At 57.7% G+C, this 12,751-nt stretch carries 10 protein-coding genes; 6 read left to right on the forward strand and 4 right to left on the reverse strand.

Annotated features, from left to right (window positions below; translation table 11 throughout):
- Positions 1–261 precede the first annotated feature (261 nt).
- Together HU754_RS05535 and HU754_RS05540 are read right to left on the reverse strand one after the other, a co-directional pair.
- Positions 262–1,887: an ABC transporter substrate-binding protein gene (locus HU754_RS05535; RefSeq protein ID WP_093435868.1), complete on the reverse strand. Its 1,626-nt coding sequence runs from the start codon at positions 1,885–1,887 to the stop codon at positions 262–264.
- 260 nt (positions 1,888–2,147) lie between these two features.
- A complete protein-coding gene (locus tag HU754_RS05540) occupies positions 2,148–3,749 on the reverse strand; it encodes an ABC transporter substrate-binding protein (RefSeq protein WP_186623102.1) in 1,602 nt (533 codons plus the stop codon).
- A 703-nt stretch (positions 3,750–4,452) separates the two neighbouring features.
- On the opposite strand from HU754_RS05540, the gene HU754_RS05545 reads away from it, so the two are divergent.
- Together HU754_RS05545 and HU754_RS05550 are read left to right on the forward strand one after the other, a co-directional pair.
- Complete coding sequence (locus HU754_RS05545) at positions 4,453–5,598, forward strand: integrase core domain-containing protein (RefSeq protein WP_116256756.1); 1,146 nt, start codon at positions 4,453–4,455, stop codon at positions 5,596–5,598.
- 624 nt (positions 5,599–6,222) lie between these two features.
- A complete protein-coding gene (locus HU754_RS05550; RefSeq protein ID WP_186624810.1) occupies positions 6,223–6,579 on the forward strand; it encodes a DUF6124 family protein in 357 nt (118 codons plus the stop codon).
- Positions 6,580–6,750: 171 nt separating this feature from the next.
- On the opposite strand, the gene HU754_RS05555 is transcribed toward HU754_RS05550, so the two are convergent.
- Positions 6,751–7,467 carry an SIMPL domain-containing protein gene (locus HU754_RS05555; protein WP_186624811.1) on the reverse strand — a complete coding sequence of 239 codons (717 nt, stop codon included), beginning with the start codon at positions 7,465–7,467 and terminating at the stop codon, positions 6,751–6,753.
- A 315-nt stretch (positions 7,468–7,782) separates the two neighbouring features.
- On the opposite strand from HU754_RS05555, the gene HU754_RS05560 reads away from it, so the two are divergent.
- From HU754_RS05560 to HU754_RS05575, 4 genes are all read left to right on the forward strand, one after another.
- Positions 7,783–9,045: an ATP-binding protein gene (locus HU754_RS05560; RefSeq protein ID WP_093435878.1), complete on the forward strand. Its 1,263-nt coding sequence runs from the start codon at positions 7,783–7,785 to the stop codon at positions 9,043–9,045.
- A complete protein-coding gene (locus HU754_RS05565) occupies positions 9,038–9,598 on the forward strand; it encodes a response regulator transcription factor (protein WP_003221630.1) in 561 nt (186 codons plus the stop codon). Before HU754_RS05560 ends, HU754_RS05565 begins: the two co-directional genes overlap by 8 nt.
- A gap of 96 nt (positions 9,599–9,694) precedes the next feature.
- On the forward strand, positions 9,695–11,422 hold the full coding sequence (locus HU754_RS05570) for an ABC transporter ATP-binding protein/permease (protein ID WP_186624812.1): 1,728 nt from the start codon (positions 9,695–9,697) through the stop codon (positions 11,420–11,422).
- Between the two features lie 190 nt (positions 11,423–11,612).
- Entirely contained in the window at positions 11,613–12,362 is a 750-nt protein-coding gene (locus HU754_RS05575; RefSeq protein WP_175559635.1) for a FadR/GntR family transcriptional regulator, read from the forward strand.
- 3 nt (positions 12,363–12,365) lie between these two features.
- Here HU754_RS05575 and HU754_RS05580 read toward each other — a convergent pair whose 3' ends face one another.
- The gene (locus HU754_RS05580) at positions 12,366–12,722 is read right to left on the reverse strand and encodes a hypothetical protein (protein WP_116254670.1); all 357 of its coding nucleotides are present in this window, start codon (positions 12,720–12,722) and stop codon (positions 12,366–12,368) included.
- Between the last annotated feature and the right edge of the window lie 29 nt (positions 12,723–12,751).

The following is a 12,751-nucleotide window of genomic DNA, read 5'->3' on the forward strand; positions in this document are numbered from 1 at the left end:
CCTCATCCAGAGACGTTTTGGTTGCATCGAGCTCAATCCAGTACGTACGGCAAACCGGTGGCCCACGCAGACACTGGTCAGTACCCGACGGTAGGGGCCGCGGTTCTGGCAGTAAATGCGTAAATGCCTTAAATCTCGTAGGAAAAGGCGACGCGTCCTATACCTCTGCGGTAATCCGCAGCGGAATTGGTTGTAGGCAATTTCCTAACTTCTCGGCAGGTAAAACAACGGCGACGTTATAAACGTCGCCGCTGCAGTGCCTTATTTGCTGACGCTGACGCCGTAGAAGGAGTTCAAGCCGAATGGGCTGATCTTGAAATCCTGCACGTTGGCGCGCATGGGTTGGTACACCGTCGAGTGAGCGATAGGTGTCATCGGGACTGCATCTTTGAGGACGTGTTGCGCCTCTTTGTACAGTTCGGTGCGCTTGGCCTGGTCGGTTGTACGCTTGGCTTCTTTGACGAGGCCGTCGAACTTCTTGTCGCACCACTTGGAGAAGTTGTTGCCGCTGAGCGAGTCGCAACCGAACAGCACGTTCAGCCAGTTGTCCGGATCACCATTGTCACCGCTCCAGCCAATGATCATGGCCTGGTTCTCACCACCTTTGGAACGCTTGATGTACTCGCCCCATTCGTAGCTGGTGATCTTCACTTTCAAGCCGATCTTGGCCCAGTCGGACTGGAGCATTTCAGCCATCAGTTTGGCGTTCGGGTTGTACGGACGCTGCACCGGCATCGCCCACAGAACGATTTCGGTACCTTCCTTGACGCCAGCTTCCTTCAGCAGTTGCTTGGCTTTCTCAGGATCGTACTTGGCGTCCTTGATGGTGGTGTCGTAAGACCACTGGGTCGGCGGCATGGCGTTGACCGCCAGTTGGCCGGCACCCTGGTAAACCGAGTCGATGATCTGTGGTTTGTTCACAGCCATGTCCAGCGCCTGACGGACGCGCAGGTCAGCCAGTGGGTTGGCTTCGTTGCTGCCCTTGACCTTGTCCATCACGTTGTAGGCGATGTAACCCAGGTTGAAACCAGCCTGGTCAGGCATCTTCAGGGTCTTGTCTTCTTTCAGCGCTTTCAGGTCGGCCGGACGCGGGAACAGGGTGACCTGGCACTCGTTCTTTTTCAGCTTCTGAATACGTACCGACGGGTCAGTGGTGATGGCGAAGATCAGGTTGTCGATCTTCACATCCTCAGGCTTCCAGTAATCCTTGTTGCCGGTGTAACGGATATTGGAGTCTTTCTGATAGCTCTTGAACACGAACGGACCAGTGCCGATCGGCTTCTGGTTGATGTCGGCAGCCTTGCCTTCTTTCAGCAGCTGCGCTGCGTACTCGGCGGACTGTACCGAGGCGAAGCTCATCGCCATGTTCTGGATGAACGCAGCGTCGACTTCTTTCAGAGTGAACTTGACGGTGTGGTCGTCGACTTTATCGATCTTGGTGATGTTGGTGTCCATCCCCATGTCGGTGAAGTACGGGAATTCGGTCGGGTACGCCTTACGGAACGGGTCATCCTTGTTAATCATGCGATTGAAGGTGAACAGCACGTCGTCGGCGTTGAACTCACGAGTCGGCTTGAAATACGGGGTGGTGTGGAACTTGACGCCTTCACGCAGGTGGAAGGTGTAAGTCAGGCCGTCATCGGAGATGTCCCACTTGGTCGCCAGACCAGGAATCACGGCGGTGCCGCCGCGCTCGAACTGGGTCAGGCGGTTGAACATGGTTTCGGCTGAGGCGTCGAAGTCGGTTCCGGTGGTGTACTGGCCTGGGTCGAAACCGGCCGGGCTGCCTTCGGAGCAGAACACCAGGTTAGTCGCAGCGGATGCGAAAGGTGCGGAGGCTAACAAGCCTGCGCCGACTAAAAACGGAATGACCGCGTGTTTAAGCATGTTGGCCTCATGATTTGTTGTCATTTTTTAGTTGTGAGGTACGACCTCGTGAGTCGTGCCTGCGGATACTTATGCAGGGGCCATACCCATTGCAAGATCCAGAACGACTGCCGGCCACAAAGCGTGGCACGAACGTACCTTAATGTCGCATCTGTGTAACTTCTGACGCATTTGACCGTTTGCGGGTGGTTTTTACGGTGCAAATGAAGCCCCAAAACGGTGCATTGGTCACGTTGTGCGCGCCGCCTTGGGGCTTGGTGTTACTTATTTATACCCACGCCATAGAAGGGGGTAAGACCGAACGGGCTGATCCGGAAGTCAGTGACTTCCTTGCGCAGCGGCTGGAACACCGTGGAGTTGGCAATCGGTGTGATCGGCACCTGCTGTTTGAGGATCAGTTGCGCCTGTTGATACAGTTTTACCCGTTGATCTTTGTCGGTGGCCAACTTGGCCTGTTGCACCAGTTTGTCGTAGGCCGGATCGCACCATTTGGCGTAGTTGCTGCCTTTTACCGCCGCGCAGCTGTAGAGCACGCCCAGCCAGTTGTCCGGGTCACCGTTGTCACCCGTCCAACCATAAATCATGGCGTCGTGTTCGCCATTTTTCGCGCGTTTGATGTACTCGCCCCATTCGTAGCTGACGATGTTGGCCTTGATGCCGATTTTCTCCCAATCCTGCTGGATCATCTGCGCCGACATCCGCGCATTCGGGTTTGAGGCGCGTTGCACTGTCATCGCCCAAAGGTTGATGGTTGTACCCGGCGCAACCCCTGCTTCTTTCAGTAGCACCCGCGCTTTTACCGGGTCGTAGGGAGCGTCCTTGATGTTCGGGTCATACGACCATTGCGCCGGCGGCAAGGCGTTTTGGGCTAGTTGGCCGGCGCTTTGGTAGACGGCTTTGATGATTGCCGGTTTGTCGATGGCCATGTCCAGCGCCTGCCGCACTTTGAGCTGGTCGAGTGGCGCGTGGGTGGTGTTATAGGCGAGGAAGCCGAGGTTGAAACCGGCCTGTTTGAGCACGCGCAGATTCGGGTCTTTTTCCATCACTTCGATGTCGGCCGGGCGTGGGTAGCCGCTGACCTGGCATTCGCCGGCCTTGAGTTTTTGCAGGCGCACGGCGGCGTCCGGGGTGATCGAGAAAATCAGGTTGTCGATCTTCACGTCTTCGGGTTTCCAGTAGGCCGTGTTGGCGGCGTAGCGGATTTGCGAGTCCTTTTGGTAACGCTTGAATACGAACGGGCCGGTGCCGATCGGTTTCTGGTTGAGGTCGGCGGCTTTGCCTTCCTTCAACAGTTGCGCGGCGTATTCGGCTGATTGCACCGAGGCGAAGCTCATGGCGAGGTTTTGCACGAACGCGGCGTCGACGTTGTTGAGGTTGAAGCGCACGGTTTGCTCGTCGAGTTTTTCTAACGATTTGATTGTGGTGTTGAGGCCCATGTCGGTGAAGTAGGGGGATTCGGCGGGGTAGGCCTTGCGGAAGGCGTTATCCGGGTCGAGCAGGCGCTGGAAGGTGAAGAGGACGTCGTCGGCGTTGAAGTCGCGGGTGGGTTTGAAGTAGTCGGTGGTGTGGAATTTTACGTTTTGGCGCAGGTGGAAGGTGTATTGCAGGCCGTCGCTGGAGACGTCCCATTTTGTCGCCAGGCCGGGTTCGATGTCGGTGCCGCCGCGTTTGAATTGGGTGAGGCGGTTGAAGACGGTTTCGGCGGAGGCGTCGAAGTCGGTGCCGCTGGTGTATTGGCTGGGGTCGAAGCCGGCGGGGCTGGCTTCGGAGCAGTAGACCAGGGTTGTGGCGGCGTTGGCGATTGGGGCTATGGCGGTTAGTGCGAGGGAGATCAAGAGCGGTTTTAGGGTGGATCTTGGCATGGGGTCCCCGGGGAATCGGCGGTGGTAATCGTGGAAGAGTAGCTGGGGCGGGGGTGTTGGCGGAAATATCGTTTTTCCTGTTGAAGTGTCTATCTCGGTATATCTAGCGCTTGTGTGTATATCCGTTGCTGCGGTAACGGCGGCTTAGGGTTTCGCCCTTACGGCGACTCACTTTTTTTCAAACGCCAAAAAAAGTAAGCAAAAAACGCTTGCTCCTACGTTCGGCCCGCTCGCTGGGGCTCGGGGTTCCTTCGCTCCGGGATCGATCCGGGCGCAGCGTCTCCGGTTTGCTTCGCTGCACCTACTCCCGCTGTGTTTGGCTGCGCCAAACGGTCGCTGCGCTCCCACGCCCGGATCAATCCCTCCACTCAGCCTTCCGACGTCGCCGGTGGGTCAAGATCAAAAGCAGGCGAGCTGACACTCGGCCTATTGAGTGGTGAAAAGCGGGTGTTCGGCTTTGGTTTTGTGGTGGATTCGCCCCTCACCCCAGCCCTCTCCCGGAGGGAGAGGGGGCCGATTTGTGTGTTTTTCAAAGCCTCAGTTCGACGCGGTATTGCACGTCGGCGTAACTCTCCCAAACAACTCGGTCAGTCCCCTCTCCCTCCGGGAGAGGGCTAGGGTGGGTAAAGACCGGGTACATCCTTTACGTTTGAGACCGGGGACATGGTTTACAGGTATCAATCATGGTCAGGAGGTGCTGACCATGCCCTGGAAACAAGAGTCCCCAATGGATCAACGAGTGAAGTTAATTAGCGATTGGCTCAGCGGCAGCTACACCAAAAGCCAATTAAGCCGGCGGTATGGCGTCAGTCGTCCAACCATCGACAAGTGGCTGGAACGGTATGCAGCGTTGGGCGTGGATGGCTTGAAAGAGCAGTCGCGTAAGCCGCTGAATTGCCCTCACCAAACTTCCGATGAAATCATCGCCAAGTTGCTGGCCAAGAAAAACGAACATCCCGATCGGGGACCCAAGCAGATCATTGGTCGCCTGCGCGATTCCGATCCGCATATCCAATGGCCGGCGGCGAGTACCGCCGGGGAGTGGTTGAAGAAAGCTGGTTTGGTGGTGGCACGACGGCCCTATCCCCCGCGTCCCCGTGCTCCAACACATTTACGTCCGGTCGACGCGCCCAACCAGACTTGGTGTGCTGATTACAAAGGGCAGTTCAAAATGCAGGACGGTAATTGGTGCTATCCGCTGACCATTACCGATCAGATGAGCCGCTTTTTATTCGTCTGTCGCGCTTTGCCCAGTACGCACGGAGCGCCGACGCGGGAAGGCTTCGAGTGGGCTTTTCGAGAATATGGGCTGCCGGATGTGATCCGCACTGATAATGGCGCTCCTTTTGCGTCGACAGGTCTGGCGCGACTTTCGAAGTTATCGGTTTGGTTCATCAGGCTCGGAATCCATGTCGAAACGATTACACCTGGCCGTCCCGACCAAAATGGTCGACATGAACGGATGCATCGAACGCTAAAGGCAGCAGTGCCACCGGCGGAAAACCTGGTGCGCCAGCAGCTGGCTTTTCAGGATTTCATCCAAGACTTCAACCACCACCGACCGCACACCGCGCTGGGCATGAAACCGCCGGCATCTGTCTATCGCCCGTCGATACGCGCTTATCCCGGTTACTTGCCTGCGCTTGAATACGGTTCCGATGTTGAAGTACGTAAGGTTCGGTCAAATGGGGAAATTAAATGGAAAGGACAGCTGATTTTTCTAGGAGAGGCTCTAATTGGAGAGGACATCGCGTTGAAGGAAGTGGCTGATGACGCTTGGGAACTGTACCTTTGCAGCCACTGTTTAGGCAGGCTTGAAAGAGGCGCCAAACGCGTTTCAAGCCTGTAAAGGTGTAAACGATGTCCCCGGTCTAATTTGTAAAGGATGTACCGGTCTCTACAGTGAGGGGCTTTTGATCTGTTTCATAATCTGAGTTCAACACGGCAATCGCACGTCGGCGTAACTCTCCCAAACAACTCGGTCAGTCCCCTCTCCCTCCGGGAGAGGGCTAGGGTGAGGGGCTTTTGATCTGTTGCAGAATCTGAGTTCAACACGGCAATCGCACGTCGGCGTAACTCTCCCAAACACCACGGTCAGTCCCCTCTCCCTCCGGGAGAGGGCTAGGGTGAGGGTTGGCTTTTGGCTGTTTAAATCTGATGCAAATAACCAGAACCTTCCCACAAGGTTTTCAGGTTGTCCGTCGGGCGTGCGCTCTTTAGGCTCTGGGTGTCGCTGAAAACTCAGCGATCGGGAGGTGAGATTCCCGGTTATTGAATTTGGAAACCTGCACAAGCCCCTCCATAATCGCCGCCAGCTCATGCTGTCAGCAGTTTTTATGGCGGCTATGTACGGGCGGACTTTTGTCCGGCCGGGTTGGTTTCCTTACCGGTAATCTCACTCCGTACATAGTTGCCACCTCATTTCTCGAGTGAGATCGGAAATGAATGGCGTCAGTTCATAAGGAAATTTTCCATGGATAAATTGATACCTGACCCACCCCTCGATACCCCACTCGAAGAAGCCATCCGCGCCGAAGACCAGATCAAAACCCGCGAAGCCATCAAACGAGCCCTGGATTTCTACCTCAGCCCCGAACCCCTCAAACCCCGGCAGCCCAGCACGATGTTCCTGATCCAGCCGAACATCGACACCGAAAGCCTGCTGACGCATGCCTGTGAGTCACTGGCGTCGGCGAACACGTTAACCGGTAACTTTGCCGATCAACTGGGCCGGCCCGAGCGCAATACGGCGTTGGCGATTCAGCAGATCATCATGCTGGCCGAGCTGGCGGTGAATCGGGCGCTGGATCGGGTTGATCCGCAGACCTGAGACCGCGTTATCGTTCTTCGCGAGCAAGCTCGCTCCCACAGGTGGAATGCATTTCAAACTGTGGGAGCGAGCTTGCTCGCGAAGACGGTGGTTCATCCACAGCAAATCCCAGGCACAAAAAAACCGCCGATCATTCACCGATCGGCGGTTTTTCATTCAGCGCAAATCAAATCACGGCATCAACACTTCAATCGAACCATCAGCCGTCATGCTGACCTGGCTCGTACCTGCTTCAACTTCCGGCGTCACCGGCGCCGAATCCATCGCCGCCGCTTTCATCATCATCGGTGCGCGCAGGTACGGTTGTGGATAACCGTTGCTGTTGAGGTTCAGGTTGACGATTTTGTAACCCTTGCCGCCCAGTGCATCAGTGGCCAGTTGGGCGCGGGCCTTGAAGGCGGTCACTGCTTCTTTGAGCAACTGGTCTTCACTGGATTTGCGGGTCGGGTCGGCGATGGCGAAGTCCATGCCGCCCATTTTCAGGTCGCCGAGCAGTTCGCCGGTGAGTTTGGACAGGGCGGCGAAGTCAGAGCTTTCCAGGCGCAGTTCGGCGCGTTCGCGCCAGCCGGTGATTTTCTGGCCTTTGGTGTCGTAGATCGGGTAACTGTTGCGGCTGCCCTGACGCAGGGTGATGTCTTTGACTTGCTTGGCCTGGGCCAAGGCCTTGTTCATGGTGGTGCTGACGTCGGCGGCGAGTTTGGCCGGGTCGGTGTTTTGTTCTTCGGTGTAGAGGGTGACGATCATCAGGTCGCGGGCGACTTCCGTGCTGACTTCGGCGCGCAGGGAAATCTGGTTGTAGTGCAGCTCATCGGCGGCCAGGGCCGGAAGGCTGGCGATGCTGCCGACGGTCAGGGCGAGAAGGGCGGCGCTGCGGCGAAATGTGTGCATGAAAGCTCCTTGATGAGGGCGCAGGTGATGGTTCGGGGGCCTGCGTGAAACCATCAGACTCTAGCTTTTATGATCCGGTTCGCCCAGTTACAACTTCTATACAGATGGCCGGGGCTGCTGCGCAGCCCTTCGCGAGCAGGCTCGCTCCCACAGGGGAATGCATTTCAAAGGTGAGAGCGAGCCTGCTCGCGAAGGCGTCCTTATAGCCGCCGAAGATGTTTCCGCCATGTGGTCGTTTGCCGCACTTTCGCCTCTCAAGGGCGCGGCTTGGTTATACTCCGTGCGATCCGCCTGGAGCGCTCATCAGGAGAGCTCATGCTCGCCCCCGTACAACTGACATCCGCCACTCGCCAGAACCTCTGGCGGCTGACTTTCATCCGCACCCTGGTGCTCGCTGCGCAGGCTGGCTCCGTAGGCCTGGCCTACTGGCTGCAATTGTTGCCGTTGCCGTGGGTGCAACTGGCGATGACCCTTGGCTGCTCGACACTGCTTTGCGTGTTCACTGCCGTGCGTTTGCGCACTTCGTGGCCGGTGACCGAACTCGAATATGCGCTGCAACTGGCCTGTGATCTGGTGATCCACAGTGCGCTGCTGTACTTCTCCGGTGGTTCGACCAACCCGTTTGTTTCCTACTACCTGGTGCCGCTGACCATCGCTGCCGTGACGCTGCCGTGGCGTTATTCGGTAGTTCTCTCCGGTATCGCATTGGCGCTGTACACCGTGATGCTGACGCGTTTCTATCCGCTGGAAACCCTGCCGGTGGCCCGCGAGAACCTGCAGATCTACGGCATGTGGCTGAGCTTTGCGCTGGCCGCTGCGGTGATCACCTTCTTCGCCGCACGCATGGCCGAGGAGCTGCGCCGTCAGGAAGAATTACGCGCGATTCGCCGTGAAGAAGGCCTGCGCGATCAGCAACTGCTCGCCGTCGCCACCCAAGCCGCTGGCGCTGCCCATGAACTCGGCACGCCGTTGGCGACCATGAGCGTGTTGCTCAAGGAAATGCAGCAGGACCATCCCGACCCGATGCTGCAGGATGATCTGAAGGTGCTGCAGGATCAGGTCAAACTCTGCAAGGAGACCTTGCAGCAACTGGTGCGGGCCGCCGAGGCCAACCGGCGTCTGGCTGTCGAGATGCAGGACGTCACCGACTGGCTCGACGAAGCGCTGAACCGCTGGCACCTGATGCGGCCGGAGGCCAGTTATCGCTTCCACCGTCTCGGCCAAGGCACCGTGCCGCGCATGGCGCCGCCGCCGGATCTGACCCAGGCCTTGCTGAATCTGCTCAACAACGCCGCCGACGCCTGCCCGGAAAACCTCAAGGTGACCCTGGACTGGGACGCGGAAACCGTGACCATCAGCATTCGTGACCACGGCGCCGGTGTGCCGCTGGCCATCGCCGAACAGATCGGCAAACCGTTTTTTACCACCAAGGGCAAAGGTTTCGGCCTGGGCCTGTTTTTGAGCAAGGCCAGCGTGACACGCGCCGGCGGCTCAGTGAAACTCTATAGTCATGAGGAAGGCGGCACGCTCACCGAGCTGCGCCTGCCTCACGGCGCCCGAGGAGACCAACATGAGTGACGAAATCCAAGTCGAAGGCGAAGAGCTGCCGCATTTGCTGCTGGTCGATGACGACGCAACGTTCACCCGAGTAATGGCCCGTGCCATGGCTCGCCGTGGCTTTCGCGTCAGCACCGCAGGTTCTGCCGAAGAAGGCCTGACCATCGCCCAGGCCGATCTGCCTGATTACGCCGCGCTCGACCTGAAAATGGACGGCGATTCCGGTCTGGTGCTGCTGCCCAAGCTGCTGGAGCTGGACCCGGAAATGCGCGTGGTGATCCTCACCGGTTATTCGAGCATTGCCACCGCGGTCGAAGCGATCAAGCGCGGCGCCTGCAATTACCTGTGCAAACCCGCCGATGCCGACGACGTGCTGGCCGCGCTGCTGTCCGAACACGCCGACCTCGACAGTCTGGTGCCGGAAAACCCGATGTCGGTCGACCGCCTGCAGTGGGAACACATCCAGCGCGTGCTCACCGAGCACGAAGGCAACATCTCCGCCACTGCCCGCGCCTTGGGCATGCACCGCCGCACCCTGCAGCGCAAACTGCAGAAGCGCCCGGTTCGTCGCTGAACCTGCGCTGAACGACTATCGCCAGCCCTCGCGATAAAACGCACCGATCATCTATGATCGGTGCGTGTCTGTTCTTTCCTATTTCGAGCCTTATCCATGAATCAGAACGCTGAATATTCCGCGGTCAACGATGCTGTGCGCGGGCAGTTTTTTCGCAAGGTTTGGGCGATGATCACGCCTTACTGGCGCAGCGAAGAGAAGGGCAAGGCCTGGACGCTGCTGATTGCCGTGATCGCGCTTACGCTGTTCAGCGTATGGATCGCGGTGTGGCTCAACAGTTGGTACAAGGATTTTTACAATGCCTTGCAGAAGAAGGACGAGGCGGCCTTCTGGCAGTTGATCCTGTATTTCTGCGGTATCGCGGCGGTGGCGATTCTCGGCTCCGTGTATCGCCAGTATCTGACGCAAATGCTGACCATCCGCTGGCGTGCCTGGCTCACCGAAAAGCATTTCACCCGGTGGCTGGAGCACAAGAACTACTACCAGCTGGAGCAGGGTGGCTATACCGATAACCCGGACCAGCGGATCTCCGAAGACCTTAATAAATTCACGGCCAACACACTGGCCCTTGGCTTGGGTCTGATCCGCACAGTCGTCAGTCTGGTGTCGTTCTCGATCATCCTGTGGGGCGTTTCCGGAAGCATTGAGGTGTTCGGTTTCACTGTTCCCGGTTACATGTTCTGGTGTGCATTGGTGTACGCGGTGATTGGTAGTTGGCTGACGCATTTGATTGGCAGGCGTCTGATCGGTTTGAACAACAACCAGCAACGTTTTGAAGCCGACCTGCGTTTCTCGATGGTGCGGGTTCGCGAGAATGCAGAGAGTATCGCCTTGTACAACGGCGAGCCGAATGAAAACCGGCGCCTGAGTAACCGTTTCGGTCTGGTCTGGCACAATTTCTGGGACATCATGCGGGTGTCCAAGCGGCTGACGTTTTTTACCTCGGGTTATGGGCAGATCGCGATCATTTTTCCGTTCATGGTGGCGGCCCCACGGTACTTCAGCGGCAAAATCGAACTCGGTGAGCTGATGCAAATCAACTCGGCCTTCGGCAATGTGCAAGAGAACTTCAGCTGGTTCATCAGTGCTTATCAGGATCTGGCAGAGTGGCGCGCTACGTGTGACCGGTTGCTGAGTTTCCGCAATGCGATGAGCAACAACGAAGAACGCACCCCGGCCATCGATGTGCAGAATCAGGGCAGCGAATTGAAAGTGCACAACCTCGGTCTGGATCTGGCCGATGGTCGCCATCTGTTGACCAGTGCCGACATGACTGTGGAACCCGGTGAGCGGGTGATGCTCAGCGGCCGTTCTGGCAGCGGCAAGTCGACGTTGCTGCGGGCGATGGGGCATTTGTGGCCCGCGGGGCACGGCAATATTCGTTTGCCGGCGGCGCGGTATCTGTTCCTGCCGCAGAAACCGTATCTGCCGATCGGCACTCTGCGCGAGGCGTTGAGTTATCCACAGCCGGGCGACAGTTACGCGCCGGAGCGTTATGCACAAGTGCTGGAAGCCTGCCGCTTGCCGCATCTGATTGGGCGACTGGACGAGGCCAATCACTGGCAACGCATGCTCTCGCCGGGTGAGCAGCAACGACTGGCTTTCGCCCGTGCGTTGCTTTACGCACCGCAGTGGCTGTACATGGATGAGGCGACTTCGGCGATGGATGAAGAGGATGAAGCGACGCTTTATCAGGCGCTGATCGATCAGTTGCCGGGGCTGAGCATTGTCAGCGTTGGCCATCGCAGCAGCTTGAAACGCTTCCATCCACGGCACGTGCGGATCGACAGCGGCCATTTGGTTGAACAGACCGTGACTGCCTGATCACCGTTAAACCCCTGTAGGAGTGAGCCTGCTCGCGATAGCGTTGGGTCAGTCACATTGATGCTGAATGTGCGGACGTCATCGCGAGCAGGCTCACTCCTACATAAAGCGATGTAAACCGGAAAGTGATCGTACAACCCGCTTGAGCTATGATGCCCCCAAGCCGAATTTTCGAGACAAGATGCACACCATGGAAAACCTGATCGACACCCCGCGTCTCCCGCGCAAGCGCCGCAGCCTGGCCCAGGAACTGGTGACGGTGCTGAGCGAGCAGATCCGCGATGGCCTGCTCAAACGCGGTGACAAACTGCCTACCGAGTCGGCGATCATGGAAGCCCATGGCGTCAGCCGCACCGTGGTGCGCGAGGCGATCTCGCGTTTGCAGGCTGCAGGGCAAGTGGAAACCCGCCACGGCATCGGCACGTTTGTGCTCGATACGCCAAGCCCGAGTGGTTTCCGTATCGACCCGGCCACTGTCGTCACCCTGCGTGATGTTCTGGCGATTCTCGAATTGCGCATCAGCCTCGAAGTCGAATCTGCCGGCCTTGCCGCGCAACGTCGCAGCGCCGAGCAACTGGCGACCATGCGCGCCGCCCTCGATGCGCTCAACGAAAGCGCTGCCCATGCCAGTGATGCTGTTGCTTCGGACTTTGCCTTCCATCTGGAAATCGCGCTGTCCACCGGCAACCGTTACTTCACCGACATCATGACCCACCTGGGCACCAGCATCATTCCGCGTACGCGGCTGAATTCGGCACGCCTGGCCCATGATGATCAGCAGCACTACATGAGCCGCCTGAGCCGTGAGCACGAAGAAATCTACGACGCGATTGCCCGTCAGGATTCAGATGCGGCGCGTGCGGCGATGCGTCTGCACCTGACCAACAGCCGTGAAAGACTGCGCCAGGCTCATGAAGAGGCACAGGCGCAGAGGGGCTGAGGGTTAAGGCTCCAGTTTGAATTTGGCTTGAGAAGAGATCACTTCAATACCAGACGGTTTGGTGATTTTGTACGTTAAGGTGGCTTGTTCACCCGCTACCACACCTACTGCAAACGCACTCTTCGGGATCGCAAACGCAATGGGCTTCCCGACATGTTGATGAGTAATAGCGATTGCTCCGCTAGTCCAGGAAGTCCCTTGAGTTCTCTTGAGGAACAACTCGATTTGGTCTCCTGCCAACGCGCCATGGCCGTTAGGTACTTCGGCATCTGTCGGGTCGGAAAGTTGGCTAATGCGGACTGTGCCGTTTTCGGCTTGCTTGAGAGTCGGGGCTGGCAAGGTTTGAGTTTGTGCGTTCATGGTCAAGATCCGTCTATTGAGCTTTAGGT

Origin of the sequence: Pseudomonas zeae, from assembly GCF_014268485.2 — a bacterium.
GTDB lineage: Bacteria > Pseudomonadota > Gammaproteobacteria > Pseudomonadales > Pseudomonadaceae > Aquipseudomonas > Aquipseudomonas neuropathica.